Below are 24,958 nucleotides of genomic sequence, written 5' to 3'. Positions count from 1 at the left end.
TGCACAAACTGCTCGGACCCCACGATGCCCAGCTTGGTCACCCCCAAACGCTGCGACTCCGCCAGCACCATCGCCACCGGCTCGTAACCCGCATCCTTGTTCGGCTTGATGTGAAACTCCGGCTGCGGCACCCGCGCCGCCGCTTCCGTCAGCTTCTTCTCCAAAGCCTCCCGGTTCGCCAAACGCTCTCCGTTCCACAAGATCCCGTTGTCCGGCCCAATGTCTATCTGCACCACCACCGGCTTCTCCATCGGCTTCGCCGGACTGCTCACCGGCATGTCCAGCTTCACCGCGTGCGTCTGGATCGGAATCGTGATGATCAACATGATCAGCAGCACCAGCATCACGTCGATCAGCGGTGTGGTGTTCATCTCCACCATCAGGTCGTCGTCGGACGAGCCTACGTTCATTCCCATCTTCCTGCCCCTCCTAGTTCCGCGGCGGCGGTTCGGTAATAAAAGCGATCTTCACGATACCCGCCTGCTGCACCGCCAGCACGATGCGGCCTATGGGGCTGTACTTAGCCCCCAGGTCGCCCCGAATGTGCACTTCCGGCTGCGGGTCCTTCTTCGCCTCCTTCACCAGCCGCGCCAGCAGCTCTTCCTGCGTCTTCACCGGCGTGGTGTTCCAGTAAATGGTGTTCCCGGTGTCCACCCCCAGCACGATGTTCTCCGGCTTGGTCTGCGTCGGAATGTTGCTTTCCTTCGGCAGCGCCATCTTCACCGTCTGCGTCACCACCGGCACCGTGATCAGGAAGATGATCAGCAGCACCAGCATCACGTCCACCAGCGGCGTGGTGTTGATCGCGGACATCACCGCGTCTTCGTCGCCCTTGCCGTGGCCTTGGCCGAATCTTGCGTTGCGCCCTTTCATCGTCGACGCCTCAGCGCGCGTTCAGCAGGCTGGCGTGCAGGCGGCCCGCCACCACTCGCACCATGTCCAGCACCAGCTTGTTGCGACGCACCAGCCAGTTGTAACCCAGCACCGCCGGCACCGCCACGCCCAGGCCGATCGCCGTCATGATCAGCGCTTCGCCCACCGGGCCCGCCACTTTGTCGATCGACGCCTGACCCGACATGCCGATCGCCGTCAGCGCGTGGTAGATGCCCCACACCGTGCCGAACAGGCCGACAAACGGCGCGGTCGAGCCGACGGTGGCCACCACCGACAGGCCGTTTTGCATGTGGTGGCTGGCGGAGTCCACCGCGTCGGAGATGGCCATCGACACCCAGGTGTTGAGGTCCACGCGCCCGGCCAGTTCGCCCTTGTGCTCGGCCGCCGCTTCAATCCCGGCCACCGCCACCGCGCTGAACATGCCTTCGTCGGCCAGTTCGCTGGCGCGCTTTTGCAGCTCCGCGCCGTGCGATTCCAGCAGTTCGCGGCCTTGCTTGAGCAGGCGGCGCTGTTCCAGCAGTTTGACGATGCCGACGTACCAGGTGGCCGCGGACATGATCAGCAGGATGATCAGGGTGCCGCGCGCCACGATGTCGCCTTGCGCCCACAGGGCGTCGATGCCGTACGGGTTGCTGGTCACGTGCGCGGTTTCGGCGGCCAGCGCGCTCAGGCTGCTCAACAGGGCCACGGCGGCGAAGGCGGTGCGGGTGATTTTGCTCATGTTCTGGTTCTCCTAGAGATTGCTTGTTCCGGTCGAGGCGCGCTCGCGCTCATTCGCCGGAATCGAGTTTGAAGCCGAATTCCTGGCTCAACAGGCTGTTGGGTTTGCAGCTGTAGCCTTGCAGCGCGGCGCTGATCGCCGACTGGAAGCCGCTGCGGTAGCGCGGCGGGATGCCGCCGTCGAACGAAATATTGGCGATGTGACTGAAGCGGCCGTTGTCGCCCACCTGGAAGGCCACGCGCACCACGCCCTGGATTTCGTCCTGTTGCGCCTTGCTCGGATACTCCGGCGCTTGCAGCTGGCTGCAGTTGGCCTTGGCCGACACCGGTCCCTTGGGCGCTTCCACCGCCGGGGCGGGGGTGGGCGCGGGCTGCGGCGCCGGGTCCGAGGTGGTGGACTGGATGGCGTTGGCCGTGGAGGTGACCGGCGGCGGATTGACCACCGGCGGCACGTAGGCCTGCGGCTTGGGCGCGGCGGTGGGCTGCACCACTTTCTCGATCTTGGGCGGAGGGGGCGGTGGAGGGGGCGGCGGTTCGCTGATGACCGCCACTTCCACTTTTTGCTGGATCACTTTGACCACGCCCTGGGCCAGGCCCGAGACCAGCGCGTAGATCAACAGTGCATGGAAGACGACCACGCCGACCAAGCCCGCGATGCGGCGCTTGGGCGGGGGACCGCCGATTCCTCTGGCTGTGATGCTCGTCATGTTTGATACCCACAATTGCTGCGGCTGGGCCGGCACCCTCCCCGCCTTGTGAGCGGGCCGGGGCCGACACGGCCGCCATCTGCCACTCCGGCTTTCGCGTGAAGGCCGGTTCCTGCGTACTCCTTCCAGCCGGGACGGCGAAGACCATCCCGGCATGGCGGAGTTACATCTTGTAGCTGGCTTTCACGAAATAAGCGCGGCCCACCGCATCGGTGAAGCGCGGGTCATAGCCCTGGGGCGTGGTTTCGCCCTGATTGCTCCACGGCGGCAGCTGGTCGAACAGGTTCTTGATCCCGGCCGTCACGGTCAACTGCTTGTTCCAGGCGTAGGAACCGGACAGATTCCAGGTGGAGTAAGGCTTGACCATGTGGCTGGGGTCGGAATCGGTGTAACCCGATTTGTAATCCTGAGCCAGGATGCCGCTCCACGACCCGCGCACCCAGTTCAGCGCCAGATTATGCTGCCAGCGGAACGTGGGACTGCCGTTGACGTAAGCGCCCAGATCGCTGTGGTAGTCGCCGCCCTTCTCGTACTGGAAGCTGTGCTTGCTGATGTAGGTGCCGTCCAGGTTCACTGTGAAGTCGCCGATGGAGGTGCGCGGCAGACGGAAGGAGAAGCCCAGGTCGACGCCGGCGGCGCTGGTATTGCCCAGGTTGTCGGTGAGATCGGTCACGTACAGCAGATTGTTCTTCGAATCCCGGACGAACAGATTGGCGTATTTGCCCGGGTTGGCGAAGATGGTCTGCTCGTTCAGCGAACCAATGGAGTTCTGGATATTGGTCCACCAGAAGTCCACGCTGGTGGTCAGGTCCTTGACCGGCTCCAGCACCATGCCGAAGGAGATGGATGAGGATTTTTCCGGCTGCAGACTCTTGTTGCCGCCGGAGAGCAGGTTTTGCTGAGTCTTGACGCAAGAGGTGGGGCCGGCGCCAGGCTGAGCCACGCCGCCCGGGCACAGTACCGGGTCGGTGTAGTTCTTGGCGGTCAGTTGCTGCTGGGCAGGCTGGTTGATGTCGTACAGCGACGGCGCGCGGAAACCGGTGCTGGCCGAGCTGCGCAGCAACAATTGCGGCACCGGCTGGTACTTCAGCGAAACCTTGGGGTTCACCGAGCTGCCGGAATCGCTGTAGTGGTCGTAACGCACCGCCAGGTTGGCGTCCAAGTGCTTGATCACCGGAATGTCCAGCTCGCCGTACAACGCCTGGGCGTTGCGCTGGCCGCTGCCGTCGTTGGTCTTGGTCAGGCCGGTGCTCATGGTGTCGGAGGACAGCGCATGGTTATAGGTGTGCTCGATGGTTTCGCGGCGTGCCTCGGCACCGATGGCCACCGCCAACACGCCGGCCGGCAGTTGCAGTACCTCCTTGCTCACCTTGAAGTCGGCGAGATCGAGCTTGGACTTGGCCTGCTCGATGCGGCCGGTTGACGAGAACGGCTTCCAGGCGGCCGGATCCGCGCTGCCCGGATCAAAACCGTTATTCAGCGCGTTCTGCAGCTTGCTCTGACTCAGGTAGCCGCCTTGCAGATCGTGGGTGACCTTGCTTTCCGAGTGGCCGAGGCCGGCGCGGTAGTCCCAGCCGGCGATCAGGCCCTCCAGGTTCATTTGCAGACGCTGGGTAGTGGCGGTGGTGCTGTCCACGCGCGCGCCGGCGGGCACCGAGCGGCCGTAAACCGGGAACGGACCGTCCGCCGGATTCTGACCCGGCGCCGTGGGCGAGCTGACGTCGCCGGAGAACGGGGTCGGAGCCACCCAGGTGGTGTTCTTGGTCTCGGTCACCAGGTATTGCAAGGACAACTCGTGGTCGCCGATGCGGGTGGTGCCCTTGAGCACGCCGGTCTGTTGTTCGATCTCAGGCTGGATCGACGGATACAGCGAATACAGCTGCGAACAAGCGCCGCTGCCATCCGGCGTCGAATACGGCGGCGCGCAGTTGGGCGAGCCATTGACCAGGTCGCCGTTGGCGTTCAGATAGTTTGGCGGAAAGCTGTTGACGCTGCGCTTGGTGCTGCTGGTGATCTGGGACGCGAAATCACGCTGGGTGGCCATGATTTTGTTGGTCTTGTGATACTCGTAAGCGCCGTAGATGTTGAAGCCGTCCTTGCCCAGGTCGCCGTAGCCGTAGGACAAGTTGACGCTGCGCTCCTGGCCGCCGGAACGCTGCGGGGACAGCAGTTCGCCGCCGATGGACAGGCCCTGCATGGTTTTCTTGGTGATGAAGTTGATCACGCCGCCGATAGCGTCGGTGCCGTAAATGGCGGAGGCGCCGTCACGCACGACTTCGATGCGGTCAATCACCGTCAGCGGAATGGCGTTGAGGTCGACCGAGGTGCCGTCCATAGGCTGGTTCACGATGCGGCGACCATCCAGCAAAATCAACGTGTACTGGTGACCCAAGCCGCGCAGGCTGGCGTAGGAAGCCCCGCCGGTGGAGGCGCCAACCGCGGCGTTGGCGCCCTGGGAAGACTGGTTGGAGGCCAGGCTGTTGATCACTTGCTCAACCGACGTCATGCCCTGTTTGACCAGATCATCGGTCTTGATGATGGTCATCGGGATCGCCTGCTCCTGCTTGATGGAGCGCTTGATATTGGAGCCGGTGACTTCCACACGGTCCAGGGTTCCGTTGTTCTCGTCCGCGTGAGCCAAAGACGCGGCGCCGACACCGAGCATGGCGAGCGCCAGCACGATTTTCTTCTTGCGACAATTCATGATTCTCCAATCCCTTGTAAGTTCATTTGGCCACTGACCTCGTCGGGTTTATGGCTCTATTGAGAGCATCGTCGTGCTCATTTTTTGATCTGAACCGAAGGCGATCCGAGTGTGCGAATTAATCATGACCAGCGTCAATAAACTTTTCCGCGGCCGCCCCCCTCCATCTTCAGAGCGAGTAGGCACTATGTTTGAAGCAATACTTCTTAACGGCTCAAAATCTTTATTAAACAAGCGTCTAACCGAAAAACGAAATCCATCACCCCGTAAAACCAAATGCATATCTAGAGCAGAAGCTACAAAAAATGGGCATGTTCAAATCTCATCGGCATGTTGCTTTTTTGCAATTGCGTTAAAACCTGCGCAGTGTAAATACTTCTTATTCTTTGTTTTTAATACTTGTTACATGTAAAAACCTTGCACCAGCCATGAGTTATTAGGATGCCGCTATCTAAACCCGACCCACCCGTCGGGTTGAGCGCAAAAAAGCCGAGTTCGACAAGCCGCCGCACCCCGGCCCGCGTATGAGCCGCGCTCATGCAAACCCCTCCGCCGGCCTGCCCGTCCAGGCGGCGCGGCTTAAACGGCGCAGCTGATCCGCCACAGTTCACCCCTGTCCTGATTGCCATTTTCAAAGTTTGTGATTGACCAGCCAAATGATAACGATTATCATTTCTAAAAATTCACCCAGGAGGGATGTCCAATGAATGCCATGCTTGTGGGAGCCGATACCCTCGGCAATATTCCGGATGTGCTGCGCGATTTCGGCATCAACATTCATCGTCACGTCAGCGGCCGCAACAGCTCGCACCAACGCAAGGTGGACCGCCTGCCGGCCGGCACCGACCTCTTGATCCTGTTCACCGATTTTCTCGGCCACAACGTGATGCGCCATTTCCGCGAACTGGCCTCGGAAAACCAGATTCGCTTCATCGCCTGCCGCCGATCGGTCTGTGCGCTCAAGCAATCGCTCACTGGAGCCGGCCTCAACGACAGCCAATGCGCCGCCTGCCCGCATCAATGCGCGGCGGCCAAGAGCGGCGGCGGCAAGCGCAAACGCTGAGTTTTTTCTTACCACCCTTGAAATTAAAAGCCGGCTTTCGCCGGCTTCTTTTTATCCCGCGCCACGGGCAAGAAAAAACCGGCCAGAAGGCCGGTTGGTCGCTTTGCTTCAAATAAACGATTACTCGCCGCGCCCCGCCCTGCGCGCGGCCTCGCTCAACTGCTTGAGCTGCTGCGAGAAATTGCGGCAATTGCCGCACATGAACAGATGCACGCGCAGACGCACGTATTCCCACTGACTCAAGGAACGGTCCTGCGAGGCCGAGATCAAACGGCTGGCCTGACGACAACTCAACTTCATACGCTAGCCTCCCGGCTCCAGCGGATCGAAAAACACTCCCGCAAGCTCATGCGGGCGCGATACAGCAATACAGAACAGTTGGTCGCGGTGATCTCCAGATTCTTACAAATCTCCGCAATCTCCATGCCCATCACCTCCCGCATCACGAACACCATCGCGGTGCGGCGCGGCATGACTTCCGAGCACTGCTCGAACACCTCCCAGAACTGGCGCGAGACCAGGGATTGCTCCGGCCCGCTCCAGGCCTTGACCGGCTCGCGCCAGTGGCCATCGCGGCTGAACAGGCCGTCAAAATCGCTATCGTCAGCCTCGTCCTCCAGCGATTCGAACAGTTTTTCCTTGCCCTTGCGGCGCAAGGCGTCAATCAGTTTGAAACGCAGGATGGAGGTCAACCAGGTGCGCAGCGTGGATTTGCCGCTGAAGGAGGCCCTGGATTCCAGCGCCGCCAGCAGCGTTTCCTGCACCGCCTCGTCCGCGGCGTCTTTTTCGCGCAATTGCGCCAGCGCGTAGCGGAACAGGTAGGGCCGCTCCGCTTCTATGTCTCGGTCTTCTATCATTCGCCATTCGCTTTCTTGCCGCTCACTCGCGGCAGAACTCCACCGCCTGATCCAGCCGCTCCACCGCAATCACCTGCAACCCCTCAATCGGCTGGCGCGGGCGGTTGGCCTGCGGCACGATGGCGCGGGTGAATCCGAGCTTGGCCGCTTCCTTCAAGCGCTCCTGGCCGCGCGCCACCGGGCGCACCTCGCCCGCCAGGCCCACTTCGCCGAACACCACCAGCTTTTCCGGCAACGCCCGGTTGCGCAAGGAGGACACCATGGCCAGGATGATGGCCAAGTCGGCCGCCGGCTCGTTGATCTTGACCCCGCCCACCGCGTTGAGGAACACATCCTGGTCGAAGCAGGCGACGCCGCCGTGGCGGTGCAGCACCGCCAACAGCATGGCCAGGCGGTTCTGTTCCAGACCCACGGTCAGGCGCTTGGGCTGGAAGCCGTGACAATCGTCCACCAGCGCCTGGATCTCCACTAGCAACGGGCGGCTGCCCTCCTGGGTGACCAGCACGCAGGATCCGGCCACGTCGTCCCGGTAGGAAGACAGAAAGATGGCGGAGGGGTTGGACACGCCCTTGAGGCCGCGGTCCGTCATCACGAACACGCCCAACTCGTTGACCGCGCCGAAACGGTTTTTGATCGCGCGTATCATCCGGTAATTGGAGTGGGAATCGCCCTCGAAATACAGCACGGTGTCCACCATATGCTCCAGCACGCGCGGGCCGGCCAGCGAACCTTCCTTGGTGACGTGTCCCACCAGCAAAATGGTGATGCCGGTCTGCTTGGCCATCCGCGTCAGTTGCGCCGCGCACTCGCGCACCTGGGACACCGAGCCCGGCGCCGACGTCACTTGGTCGGTGTACAGGGTCTGGATGGAGTCGATCACCGCCACTTCCGGCCGCTCGCGCTTCAGCGTTTCCAGGATGGTTTCCAGCCGGATTTCCGCCAGCAGGTTAACGCGCTCGGTGGCCACCGCCAGCCGGGTCGCGCGCAGCGCGATCTGCTGCGGCGATTCCTCGCCGGACACGTAGAGCACCTTGCGGCGCGCGCCAATCTCGGACAGCGCCTGCAACAACAGCGTGGATTTGCCGATGCCGGGATCGCCGCCGATCAGAATCACCGCGCCGCGCACCACGCCGCCGCCCAGCACCCGGTCCAGCTCGTCGATGCCGGACGGGTCCCGCGGCACTTCCTCGGTTTGCACATCGGACAGCTTCTGCACTTGGGTGGCGCTGTCGCTCCAGGACTGGAAACGGGCGTTGGCCGCCGGCGCGGCCTGCACCGCCTCGGTCAAGGTGTTCCAGGCGTTGCAATGCGGGCACTGGCCCTGCCATTTGGGCGTTTGACCGCCGCACTCGGCGCAACTGAAAACAGTTTTGATTTTTGCCATCAGGACAACGGAAAGAAGTGGACGGGCTCAGCCGTGCGAACCAGGCGCAGGGCTGTTCTTATTGAGTTCATTGATGATGTTGAGCAGGCGTTTCTGCTCCGGCTCCCCGCCGGAGGCCGCCTTGGATTTTTCCCCGCCTTCGCCGGCGGGCTTGTTGCGAATGGCCGCCAGCACCGCTTCCACTTGCGGATCGGTGCGCGCTGCGCGTTCGGCCTCTTCGTTGCTCAGCGGCCTGGGGCCGGAGGGCGAGATATTGGCGCTGGATTTCTCCACCGGCGCGGACGCGGCGCCGTGGCTGCTGGCGGTGGGCGCCGGCATGCCGGCGGGGGTGGACGCTTCCTTGGGCGGTTCCATGGTGTCCAGCTTGTTTTTGGCCATGTACTCGTTCATCTCGCGCCAGCCGGCGTAGATCGCCGCCTTGTCGGCTTCGGGATTGCGCAAATAGCACTCTTCCAGCGAACGGCCGGTCTGACGGCAGGCAGCGCCTATCGCCTTATTGGCGTCCTTGGTCAAGCCGGTGACGTTGCCCACCCAGTTGCAGCCGGTCAACGCCAGCAGCAGCAGCGGCAACCATAGCCATCGCCCTATGCTCATGCCTCGCCCCTTCCCCTCAAGCGCGCCGGGCGCGCAAATCCAGTTCCACGATCTCACCGCTTCGGCCCTGGCTGGCGGGCCCCAGCCAGTACAGCAAATGCGGCATCAGTTCGGACAGATTGCCGCGTTCGGACTTGTCCTCGCCCGGATGGGTGCGGTTGCGCTGAGGCGAATTCACCGGCCCCGGAATCAGCTGGTTGACGCGCAATTGCGGGTAAACGTCCCATTCATTGGCCGCCACCTGAGTCAGATAGTTGAGGCCGGCCTTGGACGCGCCGAAACCGCCCCAGTACGGCGCAGGGTGCAGCGCGTGGGTTTCGCCCACGAACAGCACCGCCGCGTCCGGAGAATCCTTCAACAACGGCAGACAAGCGCGGGTCAGCGCGAACGGCGCCACGGTATTGATCCGGTACTGGTCCATCCACTCTTCCACGGTCTGATTGGACAGCGGCGACAGCGCGTAAAAATGGGAAGCGCAATGCAAGATGCCGTCCAGGCGGCCCAACTCGCGCTTGATCATCATCGCCAGATTGTTGAAATCGCCCTCCGCCGCTTTCAGCAGGTCCAGCGGCACCGCCGCCGGGTCCGGCCCTCCCGCGGCCGCTATTTCATCGTAGACCTTCTCCAGGCCTTTGACGCTGCGAGCCAGCAACACCACGGTGGCGCCGTGCCGCGCCAAAGTGAGCGCGGCCTCGCGGCCTATGCCCTGGGTGGCGCCGGTGACCAGCACCACGCGGTCCTTGAATGCGTTAGAGGCGATATCTGTCGTCATTTTTTTCGCTATCTTGTAATCAGGGCCATCAGCGGCGCGCCTCTGCGGCCGCTGGATGGCTCACAGTTTTCCAATCACCGCGCGGGCGGCTGCGACGCCGCTTCGGACGGCCCCCTCCAAAGTGGCAGGATAATCAGCATGCGTCCAATCTCCCGCCAAATAAAGCGATTGTACCGGGCTTGGCTGCGCCGGTCGCCTCATATCGACCAAACTGGCAAAAGTGGCCCGCCGCTCCGCCAGCACCCGGAAATCAAGCCGCCGGCCGGCGCGCGGATCAAGCCGGCGCACGTCGGCCTCCACCAGAGCAGCCAGTTCCTCTTGCGAAAGCGCGTCCAGATGCTCCGGCGCGCTCATCACCGCGGCCACCCAGCCGGTTTCGCCCATCAGCGCGCCGCGGTCGAACAGCCAGTCGCTGACGCCGCCGCTGCAGGCGCACATCGGCGCCGGCAAGCGGACCGCGCCCTCAAACTGCAGATAGACGGTGTAGATGGGCCAATAACGATAAGCATTGGTCAACTGGCGCAGCGTTGGATCCGCCGTCAGCTCCGCCGCGTGATACGGAGCCACCGCCAGCACGGCGGCGTCGAAACGCTCGCCGTCCACGCTCACCCCCGTTGAATCCGCCGCCACGCCGCGCACGCGCCAGCCGGCGCGCAGATCTGCGCCGCGCTCGGCCAGCCACCGCCAGGCGGGCTCAGGGAACAAGGCGGACAAATCCACTCTGGGCAGCAAAAGATCACTGGCGGCGCGGTCCGCGCCCAGGCTGTCGCGCAGCACCGCGGCCAGCACCCGCATCGACGCCTGTTCCGGCGGCGTGTTGAGGCCGGAGAGCACCAGCGGCCGCCAGAATTCTCGGATCAGCGTTTCGGACTGCCCTTGCTGCGTCAGCCATTGCGCCACCGCGCAATCCGGCGCCACCCGCCAACCCTGTCCTTTCAAACGCTGCAAGGCCAGCGCCAGCCTCGCCTTGTCGCGCCAGCTTATGCCGCGCGCCGTCAGCAGGCCCGCCGCCAGGTGCAAGGGCGCCGGCAGACGCGGGCAGCTCAGGCTGATGCCGCCCTGGCATCGCCAGTTCATCGGCAGGCGCAGCAAGGCCCGGCTCTCGTCCACGCCCACCGCGGCCATCAGCCGCAGGCATTCCCGGTACGCGCCAATCAGAATGTGCTGGCCATTGTCCAGCCGGCTGCCCCGCACGCCGATGCGGCGCGCGCGGCCTCCCGGCTCGCGCCCGGCTTCGAACACGGTCAGCTCCGCCCGGCCGGCCAGCTCCACCGCGGCGGCAAGCCCGGCCCAACCGGCGCCGATCACGGCAACGCGCGGCTTGCTCATCGTCGGCTCACGCCCGGTAGCCGAAGGTCCAGGTTTTCCATGCCAGCCACAGTTTGCGGATGGGCGTCAGCGACAGCCGCTGATTGAGCACCTTGGCCGGACCGTCCAGCTTGATTTCCTCCAATGTGGCGCGATAAATCGCCGCCATCAGCAAGCCGGGGCGCTGCGCCTTGCGGTCCGCGGCGGGCAGCATGTCCCAGGCCTGCCGGTAGTACTGCTGCGCGCGCTCTATCTGGAATTCCATCAAGGCCTTGAAAGCCGCGCTTTCCTCATAGTGCAGGATGTCCATCGCCGGGCAGTTGAAGCGCTGCAGCTCCTCCATCGGCAGATAGATGCGGTCTCGGCGCGCATCCTCGCCCACGTCGCGGATGATGTTGGTCAGTTGGAAAGCGATGCCCAGCTCGTGCGCGTACTCCAGCGTCTTCTCGTCGCTGTAGCCGAAGATGCGCGCCGCCAGTTGCCCCACCACGCCGGCCACGCGATGGCAGTACAGCAACAGGTCCTGGAAGCGTTGATAGCGCACCATGCTCAGGTCCATCGCCATGCCGTCTATGATTTCCTCCAGCTCGCTCTGCGGCAGGCCGAAGGCCCGAGCGTGCGGCTGCAGCGCCTGCATCACAGGATGTTCCGGCGTGCCCTGATAGAGCTTGGCGACCTCGCCGCGCCACCAGGCCAGCTTGGCGCTGGCCACGTTGGGGTCGTGGCATTCGTCCACCACGTCGTCCACCTCTCGGCAGAAAGCGTACAGCGCGGTAATCGCGCGGCGGCGCGGCTCCGGCAAGAAACGGAAGCTGTAATAGAAGCTGGAGCCGCTGGCGGCAGCCTTGTCTTCGCAATACTGATCAGGCGTCACGCGCCACTCCTGTTCAAGCGGCGGCCGCGGAGGGCCGCCGTTCTCATAATATTCATCGTCATCGCGCCGCGGTTCTTACGAATGTGTTTACGATCTCGCGAGCTAGGGCGAGACAAGGCGAAAACGGCTGAAAAAGCCGAGTGTACACACGGTACATGAGCATTTTGAAGCCGTACTCACCGTGTAACGCTCCACGATGCGTAGTAGATCGTAAACAGGTTCTTATTTGGCGCGCGCCGCGCGCCACAACATATAGAGCCAGTCGCGCCAGTTCAGCACCGGGCGGCTGCGGAATACGTCGCCGCCGGAGTCGTGCAGTTTTTTCAGGATGCGCTCGCCGCCCAGAATGATCAGCCTCAGTTCCAGCCCCATCCTGCCCTTCAGCACTTTGCCCAGCGGCGCGCCGGCCTGCAACATCTTGCGCGCGCGTTCGATCTGGGCGCGCATCATCGGCTGCCACAGGCCGCCGGCGTCGCGCGCGGCGATCTGCTCCTCGGTCACCCGGAAGCGCTGCAAATCCTCCTGCGGCAGATAAACCCGGCCCTTGCGCCAGTCCAGCTCCACATCCTGTAGAAAATTGATCAGTTGCAGCGCGGTGCAGATGCCGTCCGACATCGCCAGCGAGCGCCTGTCGTTCTCGCCGTAGAGGGCCAGCATCAGCCTCCCCACCGGATTGGCGGAACGGCGGCAGTAATCCGCCAGTTCCGCGTAATCGCGGTAGCGGGTTTTTTCCACATCCTGACGGAAAGCCGCCAACAGGTCGTGAAACGGCTGCAAGTCCAGGCCGTGCTCGGCGATGGCCACCGCCAGATTGCGCATCATGGCGGTGGCCGGCGTGTGCCCGGCGCCGATGCGCTCCAGCTCCGCGCCCAGGCGGTCCAGTTCGGCCAGCCTCAGTTCGGGTGCGTCGTCGCCCTCGTCCGCCACATCGTCGGCGTAGCGCGCGAAATGGTAGATCGCATGCACGGCGCGGCGCATCCTGCGCGGCAGCAGAATGGAGCCCACCGGGAAATTCTCGTAATGCCCCACCGACATTGGCTTGCTTCCTGTTGTATGGCTGGCGAATCCGGGATTATAACCGAGCGCCCCGGCCCCTCCTATGCCGCCGGTCGCGCGCCCCTCGTAAAAATATCCAAAAAAAATGGGGATAGCTATTTACAAGCACGGGACCCTGCCATATACTGCGCAGCACTGTGAAACGCAGCCGGTGCGGGGGTATAGCTCAGTTGGGAGAGCGCTTGCATGGCATGCAAGAGGTCAGCGGTTCGATCCCGCTTACCTCCACCAAAACTGCCTCACAGCAAGACGTATCGCATACAGCGACACGCATAGCGAAAGCCGATTCTGATGAATCGGCTTTTTGCATTTCTCTCCCGCTATTTTCCCGCTTGCCTTTTTTTGTTGCGGCGCAAATAACTAAAGCACGTTCACCCCGCCTCCCGTCGCGGAGCCCCGCATGCCTCGTGCCCGCCTGATCTTCCTGTTGCTGTCCTTATTCGCGCTCAGCGCCGCGGCCGAACAGCGCCCCGCCAGCCTGCGGCTGTGCACCGAAGACATGGACTCCCCGCCATGGCGCAGCCAGAACGGCCCCAGCCTGAGCCTGCAAATGCTGAAGACTTCCGCCCAAAAAACCAATATCAAGCTGGAAATCCGGGAAATGGCCTGGGTACGCTGCCTGAACGAGGTGCAGAACAATCAGATCGACGGCGTGTTCGAGATCAGCTTCAAGCCGGAGCGGCTGCGCATCGGCGTCTATCCGATGAAGGGCGACGCGCCAGACCCAAGCTTGCGCATGCATCTGGACGGTTACAGCCTGTACAGGCTGAAAGGCTCTAAACTGGAATGGGACGGCCAGAGCCTCAGTCATCTCGACGGCGCCGTCGGCGCGCAGACCGGCTTCTCGGTAATCGCCCAGCTTCAGGCGCTGGGCGCGCCGGTTGACGACAGCTCGCGCAACCCGGAGCAGAATCTGAACAAGCTGCTGGCGCACCGCATCGGCGCCCTGGCCCTGCCCACCTTGACCGGCGACAACCTGTTGGCGAGCAACCCTGTCTATAGGGACAGAGTAGAAAAAGTGGGGCCGGATCTGGTCGCCAAGCCTTACTACCTGATTTTTTCCCACAACTTCGCGGACAGCCACCCCAAGCTGACCCGCCAATTCTGGGAAGCCATCGCCCACACGCGGGAATCCCCCGAATACCACAAAGCCCTGCAAGACGCGCTGCGCCAACTCAACCGCTGACGCCGCCGTGTTGCGTCTCCGCTATCCCAAATCGGCAAAGCGCCGCCCGCCCGCTTGCACCTCCGCGCGATTCTTGCGAGCGTAAGCCTGGTTTACGACTCACGCCGCCGGGGGAAACATGACCGCTCGCCTGCCCGTCCATACCGCCGAGCCCGTCCGCGGCGGCCTGATCGCCCTGATCGCCTTCGCCGCCGTCGCGCCGCTAGTGCTAATGACCGCCCCGGCGCTGGCCAGCCAATTGGCCACCCAGTTTGGCCTGGGGCCCGAACGAATCGGCCGCCTTTTCTCCGTGGAGCTGGGCGCGATGAGCCTGGCGACGCTGCCGGCCTATCTATGGCTGCCACGCGTGGACTGGCGCCGCGCCGCCGCCTGCGCCGGCGGGCTGTTCATCGCCGCCAATCTCGCCTCCTGTTTCGCCTCCACTTACGCCGAGCTTTTGCCGTTGCGGCTGCTCAGCGCGCTGGCCGGCGGCTCCTTGATGATTCTATGCCTGTCCACCGCCGCGGCCAGCCCCAATCCGGACCGCGCCTACGGCCTGTGGGTCTCCGGCCAGTTGGCACTGGGCGCTTTGGGGCTGGTTCTGTTTCCGGCTTGGTTCGCCCGCTACGGCATCGCCGCCTGTTATCTGAGCCTGGCGGCGCTGATGGCTTTGTGCCTGCCCCTGGCCCGCTGGTTTCCGCCCTCTGCGGCCAAGCCAGGCGGGCCAGCCGGCGCGAAAGCGCCGCCCTGGCGCCCGGTGGTGATCGGCGCGGCCGCCACCTTATGCTTTTACATCAGCCTGAGCGGTACCTGGACCTTCATCGGCAGCATCGCCGGCCAAGCGGGGCTGACGCCCGAACAAAGCGGCGACTGGCTGGCCCTCGCCACCTTGATGGGCATCGCCGGTTCCGTCTGCGCCGCGGCGATTGGCGGGCGCGGTCAACGCCGCCGTCTGCTGATCGCCGGTTACGGGCTGATGCTGCTGGCGCTGGCGCTGCTACTGGGCGCGCCTCGCGTCGGGCGCTTCGCGGCGGCGGCGCTCGTCTTCAAATACGCGTGGACCTTCATCTTGCCCTTTATTCTGGCCACGCTGGCCGCACTGGATCACAGCGGCCGGCTGATGAACACCGTCAACCTGGCCATCGGCGGCGGCCTGGCGCTGGGGCCGTCGCTGGCCGGCGAATTAATGGCCGCCCACGGCCAAAACCCGCAAACCCTGCTGCTCGTCTCCATTGGGCTCGCCGCCTTGTCGCTGGCCCTGTTGCTGACGCTGCGGCCCGCAACGGCAAGGAGCCCGCAATGACCTCCCGCACCGCGTTTTTCTTCGACGAGCTCTGTCTGTGGCACAGCGTCGGCCCTCACGCGCAGATTCTGCCGGTGGGCGGCTGGGTGCAACCGCCATCCGGCAGCGGCCACGCGGAATCCCCGGACAGCAAACGCCGCCTGAAAAACCTGATGGACGTGTCCGGCCTCAGCGCCCGGCTGCAAGTGCGCAGCGCGCCGCCGCTGGGCGAAGACGACCTGCTGCGCGTGCACTCGGCCGCCTATCTGCAACGCTTCAAGGCGCTCAGCGACGCCGGCGGCGGCGAGTTGGGACCGCAAGCGCCAATCGGCCCCGGCAGCTATGAAATCGCCAAGTTGTCCGCCGGCCTGGCCTGGGCCGCTGTGAACGCCGTGCTTGCCGGAGAGGCGGACAAGGCCTATGCCTTGTCGCGTCCGCCCGGCCACCATTGTTCGGCTGACGGCGCGATGGGCTTCTGCTTTCTGGCCAACGCCGCTCTAGCCGCGGAGCTGGCCATCGCCCGCCACGGCCTGAGCCGCGTCGCCATCGTCGACTGGGACGTGCACCACGGCAACGGCACTCAGTCGATTTTTTACCAACGCGGCGACGTGTTGACCCTCTCCCTGCATCAGGATGGCTGCTATCCGCCCGGTTCCGGCGGAGCCGAGGATCGCGGCGAGGGTGACGGCCTGGACGCCAATCTGAATATTCCGCTGCTGCCCGGCGGCGGCCACCAGGCCTATCTGGACGCGATGCGCTTGCTGGTCCTGCCGGCGCTGCGGCGTTTCCGGCCCGAGCTGATCATCGTGGCCTGCGGCTACGACGCCAACGCCGTCGACCCGCTGGCCAGGATGCAAGCGCACAGCGATACCTTCCGCTCCATGACGCGGCAGCTGGCCGACTACGCCGACGCCGAGGCGAACGGACGGTTGGTCCTGCTGCACGAAGGCGGTTATTCCGAAGCCTATGTGCCCTTTTGCGGCCTGGCCGCGCTGGAAGCGCTGTCCGGCGTCCGCACCGAGGTGGAAGATCCGCTGCTGGAACTGATCGTCGCTCAACAGCCGGGCGCGCCGATGCGCGAACTGCAGGCTCGCCTGCTGGAGGCGCAAGCCGAGCAACGCGGGTTTTGAACGCGCTCAATCATCAAGGAGAAGCGATATGTCCAACGTCACCCCCGAATTCATCCAGGTCGGCGCATTGGCCGACGGCTTCGCGCCCGACAGCCTGGCCCTGCCCCGCTGCGCCGAACTCGACGGCCAAAGCCTGCGGCTGTGCTTCGACGACGACAGCGTAGCGGATTGTCGGCTTGAGTCCGACGGCGACGCTAGCGTCGCCATTGTCCAGCCGGGGCTGGCCTCGTCGCTGACGGACATGAACGGCTTCCACGCCAGTTCCTTGCGGCCAGGCGTCTATTTCGTCGACTTCCTCCACCAAGGCCCGGCCGCGCAGTCGCTTAGCCTGATCCTGGACTTGGCGCGCGGCCGCTTCACCTTGGTCCGGGGCCGGCTGCCCGACGCCGCCGCGACGCGGATTTGCGCATTCGACCGAGTGGAGCGCCAGCTGGAACTGACCGGGGTGGAAGTCGAATTCCTCCACGGCGCCGTTAACCAGCCCGCCACCGCGGTCCCGCCGCACGCGCCCAGCCGCGAACTGATCGGCATGCGCAACCGCTACCGCTACAGCCCCACCGAGTGCTACGAGCACATTTACCTGAATGACGGCCTCTACGCCTGGCACTGTCTGGAGGGCGTGGAGCGCGGCCTGGCCGACGTCGACCGCTGCCACTACTATCAGGTGGCGGAGCGGCTGTATTTATTCGTCTGGCGCGAAAAAATCATTCCCACTCTGGGCGTGATCTTGATCGACCTGGAGCAAATGCGCACCGACGGCAAGATCTTCGGCTATCAGGACGGGGATTTCGGCGCCACCCGCAACTTCCGGGTGGGCGCGCGGGCCAGCGTCGTCAACCACACTCGCGGTTAAAGGCCCGCGCCGGTCTTCATTCCCTTTCTAGCCGCGCATACGCCAGCGTCGGCACATCCACCGGCGTCGCGCCCCCGTCGGCCGTCAGGCAAGCGCCGCTGACCATCGCGGCCTCGTCGGACAATAGAAAGCGGCAGATCGCGGCGATCTCCTCCGGCGTAGCCGGCCGCCGCAAAGGCACGTCGGCGGTCACCCGCCGGTAGGCGGCCTCCAGATCTTCGCCATGGGCCGCCATCAGCGGCCGCATTTCCTCGTCCGCCATCGGCGTGCGCACCCAACCCGGACACAGCGCGTTCACCCGCACCGCCGGTCCGTAGTCGCGCGCCAGCGACCGGGCCAGCCCCAGCAAGGCGTGCTTGGCCACGACATAGCCGCATGCTTGCGGTCCGGCCGCCAGGCCGGCGATGGAGGACATCAGCACCATCCCGCCGCCCTGTCGCATCAGGTCCGGCAGGCAGGCACGAGCGCTGACGAAGGCGGTGTCCAGATTAGCGCGCATGGCGGCGCGCCAGGCCTCGTCGTCGGTCTCCAGCGCCGCGCCCATGCCCAGACCGCCGGCGCAAGCCGCCAGACCGTCCACCCGCCCCCACCGCGCGTGGATGCGCGAGAGAAAATCCTCCCAAAGCGCGGAGTCGGCGGCGTCGCCCGCCAAGGCCAGGCCCCCGGTTTCCTCCGCCAGCGCCAACAGAGGCCCCGCCCGCCGCCCCACAAGGGCCACGCACGCGCCTTCGGCGGCGAAACGCCGCGCGCAGGCCGCGCCGATGCCGGAACCCGCGCCGGTGATCACAATGGTTTTATCTCGCAAGGACATCGCAGCCTCCTTTGGCCTAGTTTGCCGTCAAGCTCGTCGGAGGGGCTCGCCGGCATTATGTTAATATATTCATTTAATCGTCCGGCCATCCCCGCCCTTTTCACGAGACTTGAATCGAAGGAGCCGCCATGGATCCCACGCAACGCCCCTATCAATATCAACTGCCGCAACGCTTGCTGCGCGCCCGCGAAGCGGTGATGTCCTACTTTCGACCGGTGTTGAGCCGGCACGGGCTGTCAGAACAACAATGGCGCGTATTGCGCCTGCTGGCGGAGCGCGGTGAAATGGAAGCCGGCGAGATCGCCCAGCGCGCCGGCATCCACCCGCCCAGCCTCAGCGGCATCCTGACGCGCATGGAACGGGATGATCTGGTGTACCGCCACCGCGCCCGAAGCGACAACCGCCGCTTGATCGTCACGCCCACACCGCACGCCAAGACGCTGACCCAACGCGTCATCCCACTCTCCAATGACTGCTACCGACGGATCGAGACGCATTTCTCCCCTGCCAAGCTGCAGACCTTGCTGGTATTGCTGGACGAGTTGGAAAACCTGCCCGCGCCGTAATGAGAAGCTGTTCACGATCCTGTTTCCGCGACGGACGAGGGTCCGCCCCTCCGCGAGTCACCATGGATAGAGAGGATGAAACGCAGCGACGCTCGCTGATGTCTAGCTCCGCCCCGCCTCCTCGGCCAGCAGGGCGCGGCGGCAAGCGGCCAGGCTGGCCAACAACGCCAGGCCCTGCACCCCGCGCAGGCCGATGTATCGCCGCAACGGCGGCAGGCGGCAGGCCACCTCGCTGGCGCCATAAGGCTCCAGACGCACCTGCCAGCCGTCCTGACCGCCATGCAGCTCGCAACGCTTGAAGTCCAGCGGCGACAGGGCAACGCGCAAATCCGCGTCCGCGCGCAAGCGCTCCAGCAGGGGTGCCAGCGCCGCGGCGTCGCCGTCCAGCAAATCAACGACAATGCCGCTGCGGCGCCAGAAGCCGCCGTGGCGCAGGCGAATGCGCGCGCGGCCCGGCGCGCCGGGCACCGTCAACCGGAACTCGCAGGCCACCAAATGCGCCAGCCAGCCCGCCTCCACCCGCTCACGCGCGGAAAAACTCCAGTCTCCATGCGGAAACCGAAAACACCGCTCCCCTTCCTCCTCCGCGGCCTGACTGTCCAGCTCCGGCCAGTCCAGGCTAAGCCGCGTCAGCATCGCGCCCGGACAATAGCCGCCCGGCCTGCGCCAAGCCTCAGCCAGCCGCGGCCACACGTTCCAGCTCCCGCCGCAAAGCGTCGTCCTCGTCCAAAGGCTGCGCGTTCAAAATCTGCTCCAGCGGCACCGGCCGGAAAGGGTTGACCTTCTGCACCAGCAAGGTCCACAGCAGCGCGTACACCAGGGTCAACCCCAGCATCCAGCCAAAGGGCACGTAGATGTCGCGGGCCTGCATGCCCGGCGGGGTGATGAAACAGATCGCCAGCACGATGCCCAGCGCGGAACCGATCTGCGGCAGCGGAAACCACGGCGAGCGGTAAGCGCGCGGAAAATCCGGCCGCGTCAGTCTCAGCCGCACCACGGACAGCGTCACCAGCAGATAGGCCACGCCCCAGGAACAGACCGCGGCCAGCACCAAGGGCATGATGCGGTCCAGATCGCCCTGAATCAGCCAGGCATGGATACAGGGAATCAGCACCGCGGCCGCGATGCCGCACCACGGGGTATTGAAACGCGGATGCAGATAGGCGAAACAGCGCGGCAAAGCGCCGTCCTGAGCCATGCCGTACAGAATGCGCGGCAACGCCGCCATCAGGGTGTTGATCGTCGCCGCGCCGGCCAGCAGCAGGCCGACGCCCAGCCAGATTTTGCCGAACGGCCCCATCACCCGCTCGGCGAAGGCCGGCAGCGCCATCGGCGTGTCCAGCAGCCTCGGTCCGTCCGGATGGGCCGGATCCAGCGGCGTATTGGCCACCTGCCGCACCATGGCAGCGCCGTACAACAGCATGGTGACGGCCACGCCACTAAGCCCTATCTTCAAGGCCCGCGGAATGGCGCGCCCGGAGTCGCGCAGCTCCGGCGCCAGCGGCGTCACCAGCTCCGCGCCGACGAACATGAACATCGCCATGCCCACCAGGCTAAGCAGCAAGCCTGGATCGTCCAAGCGCAGCGGCGCGCCGAACCAGCCGCCCAAATCCACCGCCGGCGCGCGCAGCAGGCCGGCCACGCCAAACACCGTCAGCGTCGCCCACATGCCGAAGGTCAGCGCCACCTCGGCCTTACCGAACAGCGTCACTCCCAGCGCGTTGAGCGCGCCGAAAACAATGACCAGGCCCACGCCCACCATCCAGGCGCTGCCGCTTTTCTCCAGCATGGTGTTGAGATGATCAAAATTCACCAGCGCCATGATGCCGGACAGAATGGTCTCGGCGGTGCCGGCGAACACGTGCACCAAGAGATAGGCCGACAGGGTGCCGGCGATGGCCAGCCCCCGGCCCAGGCCGGCGCTGATGTAATCGTAAACCGCGCCGGAGGTCGGCAGCATCGCCGCCGCTTCGGCGAAAGTGGTGGCCTGCGCCTGCATCATCAGATAGGCGATCAGCATCGCCAAGGCGAAAGTGCCGCCGGCCATGCCAAAGCCACTGGTGGCGGTCAGTATCACCGGGCTGGCCATCACTACGCCCACCGAACTGGCCAACGCCACCGGAAAGCCCACCACGCCGCGGTTCAGGCTGCGGGCCAGCCGTTCGTTTAGCGTCATGGCTGCTCCTCTTCGTTATTTGCGCCGGCCAAGCCGTTGACGCGCAGTTCGGCCTTCATCGCGGCGAATCCGGCCACGGCGGCGGGAGTCGCCATCAACCGGGCCGCCAGCGCGGCCGCGGCCACTTGTCCGGCGGCCAGGTCGCTGGGGTAATGCACGCCGGCAATCACCCGGCTGGCCGCATGTTCCCGCGCTCGGGCAAACAGCGCGTCGCGTCTCTCCGGCACGGCCATGCCCAGCAAGGTGGCGGCCAGATAGCCGAACATCGCATGGCCGCTGGGATAAGCATCCCCTACCGGCGGCGGCAGCAGCGGCCGGAGCGAGGTGTCCTGCTCGTAAGGTCTGGGGCGGCCGTATTGCTTCTTGGCCGGCAACAGCGTCTGGACCAGATCATCCTGCGCCCGGCTGAAAAAGCGCTGTGTCAGCGGCAGCCGCCCGGCCTCGAAACCATCGGGCAAGATGCCTTGGCCGAATGAAAATACCGCATCCCGCCAGACATCGTCGCGACGCGCTCTGGCCTCCTGCTCCGGTGTGCGCCGGCGCTGGGCGTCCAGAACCGCGCGTCTATCCTCGGCTTGCGTCGCGGCGTCGGCCGGCGGCGATGCCAGATAGTCGGTGAGCCGCAATTCGCCCGCGGCCAGATACGGAGCGGCCTCCGCGCCGGCGAAACCAGACGCGCCGACGAATGCCATGCAGGCCATCAGTTGGAGCAAGCGCCCGCTCACACTCGCGGGGCGTGATGAAAAACAGGATGACATAGCGCCTCCTTATGAATTTGGCGTCAGCCCAGCCGCAGGCAGGCCGACGCATATAGGCAGCCAATGAAACGCCTCAGAACCTGTTCACGATCTGCTATGCGGCTGCGATACAGCCTTGCAAACGTCTTCAAAGCGCTCCTGTATCATGTGCTCACTGCGCTTTTTCAGCCGTTTTCGCCTTGTCTCGCCCTTGCACGCGAGATCATGAACACGTTCCTCAGGCCTCGGCCAGTCCGGCCTCCAAGGCCGTCGCAATCACGTCTGCGTGCTCGCGCTGCAACACCAGCGGCGGCGACAGAATGATCTTGCTGCCCACCGGCCGCACCAGCGCGCCGGCCCGGCGGGCGATTTCCGCCACCTTGTCGGCGTAACCGCTTTGCGGATCGATGGGTTCCCGGCTGGACTTGTCCTTGACCAGGTCCAGAGCCAGCATCAGTCCCTTGCCGCGCACCTCGCCCACCGCCGGATAACGCTCGGCCAGCGGCCGCAGCCGCTCCAGCAGGTAGGCGCCGGTTTCCGCCGCCTTGGCCGGGAGGTCTTCCTCTTGCACGATGCGCAGATTGGCAAGAGCGGCGGCGCAGGCCACCGGGTGGCCGGCGTAGGTGTAGCCGTGCATGATGACGCCGCCGAAATCGCCGTTGGCGGCGAAGGCGTCCGCCACGCGCTGATTGACCACGGTGGCCCCCAGCGGCAGATAACCGGAGGAGATGCCCTTGGCCAGGCACATCATGTCCGGCTTCACTCCCCACAGCCGGCTGCCGAACATGGAGCCGGAGCGGCCGAAGCCGGTGACCACCTCGTCGGCGATCAACAACACGCCGTGGCGGTCGCACACCTCGCGTACCCTTGGCCAATAGCTGGCCGGCGGCACGATGACGCCGCCGGCGCCCTGGATGGGCTCGGCGATAAAGGCCGCCACCGTGTCCGGGCTCTGGAACAGGATTTCGCGCTCCAGCATCCGCGCGCAAATCTCGGCCAGTTCCTCCGGGTCCTCGGTGAACGGGTTGCGGTAAGGCCACGGGGTCTCCACATGGAAGCAGCCGGGCAGCAGCGGCTCGTAATTGCGGCGGAACACCGTGTTGCCGTTGACCGAACCGCCGCCGAAGTGAGTACCGTGGTAACCCTGCTTCAACGAAATGAACTTGACGCGGTCCGGCTGGCCCTTGAGCCGCCAATACTGGCGCGCCAGCTTGAGCGCGGTTTCCACCGCGTCCGAACCGCCGGAGCTGAACACCACCCGCGCCATGTCCTCCTGCCGCAACATGTCGATCAGCAACGCGGACAGTTCCTCCGCCCGCGGATGGGAGATGCCGTCGAACAGTTGGAAATACTCCAGTTCGTCCAATTGCCGGGCGATCGCCTGCTTGATCTCGGCGCGGTTGTGGCCGACGTTGACGTTCCACAAGCCGGCTACGCCGTCCACCAGCTTGCGGCCTTGGTCGTCGAACACGTGGCAGCCGTCGCCGCGCACGATGCGGATGGGCGTCCGCTCTTTCATTGCGTTGGGATGCAGCATCGGGTGCCAGAAACGGGCAGTGTCGTAAGACATGTTTTTCTCCTGAATCTCTAAAGTGGAAACGCGTCCGCGCTCAATGGGCGATGCAGACCGATTTGATCTCGGTGAAACTCTCCACCGCGCCTTTGCCGAATTCGCGGCCAAGGCCGGATTCCTTGTAACCGCCGAAGGGCATACCCGGGTCCAGCGGAATATGGCTATTGACCCAGACCGTGCCGGCCTGCAGCCGCGGCACAATGTCCAGCGCCGCCGACAAATCATTGGTCCACACGCTGGCGGCCAGACCGTAGCGCGTGTCGTTGGCCAGCGTCACCGCTTCGTCCACCTCGTCGAAAGGGATCAGCGCCAGCACCGGACCGAAAACCTCCTCCCGCGCCACCGGGTTGTCCGGCGCCAGGTCCGTCATCACCGTCGGCTGCACAAAATAGCCTGGCAGATCGGCGGCGGCGCCGCCCGTCAACACTCGGGCGCCGGCGGCGCGGCCGCGCTCTATCAGCCGGCACACCGCCTGCTGTCGCCGATGCGACACCAGCGGGTTGACCTGAGCATCCAGATCCATGCCTGGCCCCAAGCGCATGCCGGCCACGGCGGCGGACAGCGCCTCCGCGAACATATTGAATTTGCTACGATGCACGTACAGCCGCGAGGCGGCGGCGCAGACCTGGCCCTGATTGAGAAAACCGCCCAGCAAAGCGCCCTTCACCGCCTGGTCGATGTCGGCGTCGCCCAGCACCAGCATCGGATTCTTGCCGCCCAGCTCCAAAGCCAACCGGGTCATATTGTCCAGCGCGGCGTGGCCGACGGCCTTGCCCACCTCGGTGGAGCCGGTAAAGCTGACCTTGCCGATCAGCGGGTGCCCGGCCAGCGCGCGGCCCGCCACTTCGCCGCGCCCGGTCACCACGTTGAACACGCCCGGCGGCACGCCGGCCTCCAGCGCCAGCTCCGCCAGACGCAGCGCGCTCAGCGGCGTCTCGCTGGCCGGTTTCAACACCGCGGTGCAACCGGCCGCCAAGGCCGGCACCGTTTTCCACAAGGCAATCATCAATGGGAAATTCCACGGCGCGATGCCGGCGGCCACACCCACCGGCTCGCGCCGGGTGAAGGCGGTGAAGCGCGCGCCCGGTGGCGCCGGAATCGACACGTCCAGGGTTTCGCCGGTGATCTTGGTGGCCCAGCCCGCCATATAGCGCACGTATTCGATGGAGCCGCCCACCTCGATGGCTCGGGCCAGGTGGATGGATTTGCCTTGGTTCAGCGTTTCCAGCTGCGCCAGCTCCTCGGCATGCGCCTCCAGCAAATCCGCCAGCCTCAGCAACACGCGCTCGCGCTCGGCCGGCCGCAAGCCGGACCAGACGCCCGACTCAAAGGCGCGCCGCGCACTGGCCACCGCCGCGTCCACATCGGCGGCCTCGCCGTCCGCCACGCTGGCGATCACCCCGCCGCTGGCCGGATTGCGCACCTCATTGCGCCGCCCGGACAGCGCCGCCCGCGGCTTGCCGTCTATCCACAGCCCATGTTCCCGCTCTAGAAAGGCCCGCACCGACTCCAGCACCGGCACCAGGTTTTGATCCATCCGCGTCTCCTTTTCAATCAAGCTTGCCGCCGCGTGAGCGCGGCCGGCGATGGCTCAATATACCCAGCGTCGCCGCCGCGGCTTATCCCAAATCGGCAAAGCGCGGACCGGCCCTTCGCGTTGCGGCGCAGCATGTCGCCAGATGGAAACATTCAGTAAAAACAACGGCTAACCATCCCACGGAAGGCTGGACAT

At 65.0% G+C, this 24,958-nt stretch carries 25 protein-coding genes and 1 tRNA gene; 7 read left to right on the top strand and 19 right to left on the bottom strand.

Annotation, left to right across the window (positions count from 1 at the left end; translation table 11 throughout):
- The 5 genes from BR71_RS15940 to BR71_RS15920 all read right to left on the bottom strand — a co-directional run.
- On the bottom strand, positions 1–410 hold a 410-nt coding region (locus tag BR71_RS15940), incomplete at its 3' end, for an ExbD/TolR family protein (protein ID WP_240315092.1).
- Positions 411–429: 19 nt separating this feature from the next.
- Positions 430–873, bottom strand: coding sequence for an ExbD/TolR family protein (locus BR71_RS15935; RefSeq protein ID WP_043631007.1), 444 nt, complete (start codon positions 871–873; stop codon positions 430–432).
- A gap of 10 nt (positions 874–883) precedes the next feature.
- Positions 884–1,615 (bottom strand): MotA/TolQ/ExbB proton channel family protein, encoded by a 732-nt coding sequence (locus tag BR71_RS15930; protein ID WP_043631004.1) that lies wholly within the window; start codon positions 1,613–1,615, stop codon positions 884–886.
- 49 nt (positions 1,616–1,664) lie between these two features.
- Entirely contained in the window at positions 1,665–2,321 is a 657-nt protein-coding gene (locus tag BR71_RS15925) for an energy transducer TonB (protein WP_043631835.1), read from the bottom strand.
- A 163-nt stretch (positions 2,322–2,484) separates the two neighbouring features.
- The gene (locus BR71_RS15920) at positions 2,485–5,025 is read right to left on the bottom strand and encodes a TonB-dependent receptor (protein ID WP_043639670.1); all 2,541 of its coding nucleotides are present in this window, start codon (positions 5,023–5,025) and stop codon (positions 2,485–2,487) included.
- A gap of 703 nt (positions 5,026–5,728) precedes the next feature.
- Here BR71_RS15920 and BR71_RS15915 point away from each other — a divergent pair.
- Complete coding sequence (locus BR71_RS15915; RefSeq protein ID WP_019104007.1) at positions 5,729–6,088, top strand: DUF2325 domain-containing protein; 360 nt, start codon at positions 5,729–5,731, stop codon at positions 6,086–6,088.
- A 120-nt stretch (positions 6,089–6,208) separates the two neighbouring features.
- On the opposite strand, the gene BR71_RS15910 is transcribed toward BR71_RS15915, so the two are convergent.
- The 8 genes from BR71_RS15910 to hpnC all read right to left on the bottom strand — a co-directional run bounded on the left by BR71_RS15910 (position 6,209) and on the right by hpnC (position 12,912).
- On the bottom strand, positions 6,209–6,388 hold the full coding sequence (locus BR71_RS15910; RefSeq protein WP_043639667.1) for a zf-HC2 domain-containing protein: 180 nt from the start codon (positions 6,386–6,388) through the stop codon (positions 6,209–6,211).
- Positions 6,385–6,945 carry a sigma-70 family RNA polymerase sigma factor gene (locus BR71_RS15905; protein ID WP_043590021.1) on the bottom strand — a complete coding sequence of 187 codons (561 nt, stop codon included), beginning with the start codon at positions 6,943–6,945 and terminating at the stop codon, positions 6,385–6,387. The genes BR71_RS15910 and BR71_RS15905 overlap by 4 nt, the downstream gene beginning before the upstream one ends.
- 22 nt (positions 6,946–6,967) lie before the next feature.
- A complete protein-coding gene (gene radA / locus BR71_RS15900; protein WP_043639664.1) occupies positions 6,968–8,329 on the bottom strand; it encodes a DNA repair protein RadA in 1,362 nt (453 codons plus the stop codon).
- Between the two features lie 27 nt (positions 8,330–8,356).
- Positions 8,357–8,923: a hypothetical protein gene (locus BR71_RS15895; protein ID WP_043639660.1), complete on the bottom strand. Its 567-nt coding sequence runs from the start codon at positions 8,921–8,923 to the stop codon at positions 8,357–8,359.
- 16 nt (positions 8,924–8,939) lie between these two features.
- Positions 8,940–9,695 (bottom strand): SDR family oxidoreductase, encoded by a 756-nt coding sequence (locus BR71_RS15890; protein WP_043639657.1) that lies wholly within the window; start codon positions 9,693–9,695, stop codon positions 8,940–8,942.
- 60 nt (positions 9,696–9,755) lie between these two features.
- Positions 9,756–11,024 (bottom strand): hydroxysqualene dehydroxylase HpnE, encoded by a 1,269-nt coding sequence (gene hpnE, locus BR71_RS15885; RefSeq protein ID WP_043639653.1) that lies wholly within the window; start codon positions 11,022–11,024, stop codon positions 9,756–9,758.
- A gap of 7 nt (positions 11,025–11,031) precedes the next feature.
- Positions 11,032–11,877, bottom strand: coding sequence for a presqualene diphosphate synthase HpnD (gene hpnD / locus BR71_RS15880; RefSeq protein WP_043639649.1), 846 nt, complete (start codon positions 11,875–11,877; stop codon positions 11,032–11,034).
- A 222-nt stretch (positions 11,878–12,099) separates the two neighbouring features.
- Positions 12,100–12,912: a squalene synthase HpnC gene (hpnC, locus tag BR71_RS15875; protein WP_043639645.1), complete on the bottom strand. Its 813-nt coding sequence runs from the start codon at positions 12,910–12,912 to the stop codon at positions 12,100–12,102.
- Positions 12,913–13,088: 176 nt separating this feature from the next.
- Between hpnC and BR71_RS15870 the strand changes: the two genes are divergently transcribed.
- The 5 genes from BR71_RS15870 to BR71_RS15850 all read left to right on the top strand — a co-directional run bounded on the left by BR71_RS15870 (position 13,089) and on the right by BR71_RS15850 (position 17,363).
- Positions 13,089–13,164, top strand: a tRNA-Ala gene (locus tag BR71_RS15870).
- A 169-nt stretch (positions 13,165–13,333) separates the two neighbouring features.
- Positions 13,334–14,119 carry a substrate-binding periplasmic protein gene (locus BR71_RS15865; protein ID WP_052370686.1) on the top strand — a complete coding sequence of 262 codons (786 nt, stop codon included), beginning with the start codon at positions 13,334–13,336 and terminating at the stop codon, positions 14,117–14,119.
- A gap of 118 nt (positions 14,120–14,237) precedes the next feature.
- A complete protein-coding gene (locus BR71_RS15860) occupies positions 14,238–15,401 on the top strand; it encodes an MFS transporter (protein ID WP_043639642.1) in 1,164 nt (387 codons plus the stop codon).
- On the top strand, positions 15,398–16,510 hold the full coding sequence (locus tag BR71_RS15855) for a class II histone deacetylase (protein ID WP_043639639.1): 1,113 nt from the start codon (positions 15,398–15,400) through the stop codon (positions 16,508–16,510). Before BR71_RS15860 ends, BR71_RS15855 begins: the two co-directional genes overlap by 4 nt.
- Before the next feature lie 28 nt (positions 16,511–16,538).
- Positions 16,539–17,363, top strand: a complete 825-nt coding sequence (locus tag BR71_RS15850; protein WP_043639636.1) for a MoaF C-terminal domain-containing protein — start codon at positions 16,539–16,541, stop codon at positions 17,361–17,363.
- A 16-nt stretch (positions 17,364–17,379) separates the two neighbouring features.
- Here the strand turns inward: BR71_RS15850 and BR71_RS15845 are convergent, their stop codons facing one another.
- On the bottom strand, positions 17,380–18,174 hold the full coding sequence (locus BR71_RS15845) for an SDR family NAD(P)-dependent oxidoreductase (RefSeq protein ID WP_043639634.1): 795 nt from the start codon (positions 18,172–18,174) through the stop codon (positions 17,380–17,382).
- Between the two features lie 128 nt (positions 18,175–18,302).
- On the opposite strand from BR71_RS15845, the gene hpaR reads away from it, so the two are divergent.
- On the top strand, positions 18,303–18,740 hold the full coding sequence (gene hpaR / locus BR71_RS15840) for a homoprotocatechuate degradation operon regulator HpaR (RefSeq protein WP_052370685.1): 438 nt from the start codon (positions 18,303–18,305) through the stop codon (positions 18,738–18,740).
- A 102-nt stretch (positions 18,741–18,842) separates the two neighbouring features.
- Here hpaR and BR71_RS15835 read toward each other — a convergent pair whose 3' ends face one another.
- The 5 genes from BR71_RS15835 to BR71_RS15815 form a co-directional block, all read right to left on the bottom strand.
- A complete protein-coding gene (locus tag BR71_RS15835; protein ID WP_043639632.1) occupies positions 18,843–19,433 on the bottom strand; it encodes a DUF3156 family protein in 591 nt (196 codons plus the stop codon).
- Positions 19,414–20,916: an APC family permease gene (locus BR71_RS15830; protein WP_043639629.1), complete on the bottom strand. Its 1,503-nt coding sequence runs from the start codon at positions 20,914–20,916 to the stop codon at positions 19,414–19,416. Before BR71_RS15830 ends, BR71_RS15835 begins: the two co-directional genes overlap by 20 nt.
- Positions 20,913–21,629: a phosphatase PAP2 family protein gene (locus BR71_RS15825; RefSeq protein WP_162179226.1), complete on the bottom strand. Its 717-nt coding sequence runs from the start codon at positions 21,627–21,629 to the stop codon at positions 20,913–20,915. Before BR71_RS15825 ends, BR71_RS15830 begins: the two co-directional genes overlap by 4 nt.
- Positions 21,630–21,891: 262 nt before the next feature.
- Positions 21,892–23,223: an aspartate aminotransferase family protein gene (locus BR71_RS15820; RefSeq protein WP_043639625.1), complete on the bottom strand. Its 1,332-nt coding sequence runs from the start codon at positions 23,221–23,223 to the stop codon at positions 21,892–21,894.
- Positions 23,224–23,263: 40 nt separating this feature from the next.
- Entirely contained in the window at positions 23,264–24,763 is a 1,500-nt protein-coding gene (locus BR71_RS15815; RefSeq protein WP_043639621.1) for an aldehyde dehydrogenase family protein, read from the bottom strand.
- Between the last annotated feature and the right edge of the window lie 195 nt (positions 24,764–24,958).

The organism is Chromobacterium haemolyticum DSM 19808 (assembly GCF_000711885.1).
Classification (GTDB): Bacteria; Pseudomonadota; Gammaproteobacteria; order Burkholderiales; family Chromobacteriaceae; genus Chromobacterium; species Chromobacterium haemolyticum.
Note: the sequence above shows the minus strand (reverse complement) of the source record. Positions and strands in the feature narration are given on the sequence as shown.

Bases quoted from the DNA above. Each gene is read 5' to 3' on its own strand.
- BR71_RS15935 (WP_043631007.1), bottom strand. From the start codon at position 873: ATGAAAGGGCGCAACGCAAGATTCGGCCAAGGCCACGGCAAGGGCGAC.
- BR71_RS15930 (WP_043631004.1), bottom strand. From the start codon at position 1,615: ATGAGCAAAATCACCCGCACCGCCTTCGCCGCCGTGGCCCTGTTGAGC.
- BR71_RS15925 (WP_043631835.1), bottom strand. From the start codon at position 2,321: ATGACGAGCATCACAGCCAGAGGAATCGGCGGTCCCCCGCCCAAGCGC.
- BR71_RS15920 (WP_043639670.1), bottom strand. From the start codon at position 5,025: ATGAATTGTCGCAAGAAGAAAATCGTGCTGGCGCTCGCCATGCTCGGT.
- BR71_RS15915 (WP_019104007.1), top strand. From the start codon at position 5,729: ATGAATGCCATGCTTGTGGGAGCCGATACCCTCGGCAATATTCCGGAT.
- BR71_RS15910 (WP_043639667.1), bottom strand. From the start codon at position 6,388: ATGAAGTTGAGTTGTCGTCAGGCCAGCCGTTTGATCTCGGCCTCGCAG.
- BR71_RS15905 (WP_043590021.1), bottom strand. From the start codon at position 6,945: ATGATAGAAGACCGAGACATAGAAGCGGAGCGGCCCTACCTGTTCCGC.
- radA (WP_043639664.1), bottom strand. From the start codon at position 8,329: ATGGCAAAAATCAAAACTGTTTTCAGTTGCGCCGAGTGCGGCGGTCAA.
- BR71_RS15895 (WP_043639660.1), bottom strand. From the start codon at position 8,923: ATGAGCATAGGGCGATGGCTATGGTTGCCGCTGCTGCTGCTGGCGTTG.
- BR71_RS15890 (WP_043639657.1), bottom strand. From the start codon at position 9,695: ATGACGACAGATATCGCCTCTAACGCATTCAAGGACCGCGTGGTGCTG.
- hpnE (WP_043639653.1), bottom strand. From the start codon at position 11,024: ATGAGCAAGCCGCGCGTTGCCGTGATCGGCGCCGGTTGGGCCGGGCTT.
- hpnC (WP_043639645.1), bottom strand. From the start codon at position 12,912: ATGTCGGTGGGGCATTACGAGAATTTCCCGGTGGGCTCCATTCTGCTG.
- BR71_RS15865 (WP_052370686.1), top strand. From the start codon at position 13,334: ATGCCTCGTGCCCGCCTGATCTTCCTGTTGCTGTCCTTATTCGCGCTC.
- BR71_RS15860 (WP_043639642.1), top strand. From the start codon at position 14,238: ATGACCGCTCGCCTGCCCGTCCATACCGCCGAGCCCGTCCGCGGCGGC.
- BR71_RS15855 (WP_043639639.1), top strand. From the start codon at position 15,398: ATGACCTCCCGCACCGCGTTTTTCTTCGACGAGCTCTGTCTGTGGCAC.
- BR71_RS15850 (WP_043639636.1), top strand. From the start codon at position 16,539: ATGTCCAACGTCACCCCCGAATTCATCCAGGTCGGCGCATTGGCCGAC.
- BR71_RS15845 (WP_043639634.1), bottom strand. From the start codon at position 18,174: ATGTCCTTGCGAGATAAAACCATTGTGATCACCGGCGCGGGTTCCGGC.
- hpaR (WP_052370685.1), top strand. From the start codon at position 18,303: ATGGATCCCACGCAACGCCCCTATCAATATCAACTGCCGCAACGCTTG.
- BR71_RS15830 (WP_043639629.1), bottom strand. From the start codon at position 20,916: ATGACGCTAAACGAACGGCTGGCCCGCAGCCTGAACCGCGGCGTGGTG.
- BR71_RS15820 (WP_043639625.1), bottom strand. From the start codon at position 23,223: ATGTCTTACGACACTGCCCGTTTCTGGCACCCGATGCTGCATCCCAAC.
- BR71_RS15815 (WP_043639621.1), bottom strand. From the start codon at position 24,763: ATGGATCAAAACCTGGTGCCGGTGCTGGAGTCGGTGCGGGCCTTTCTA.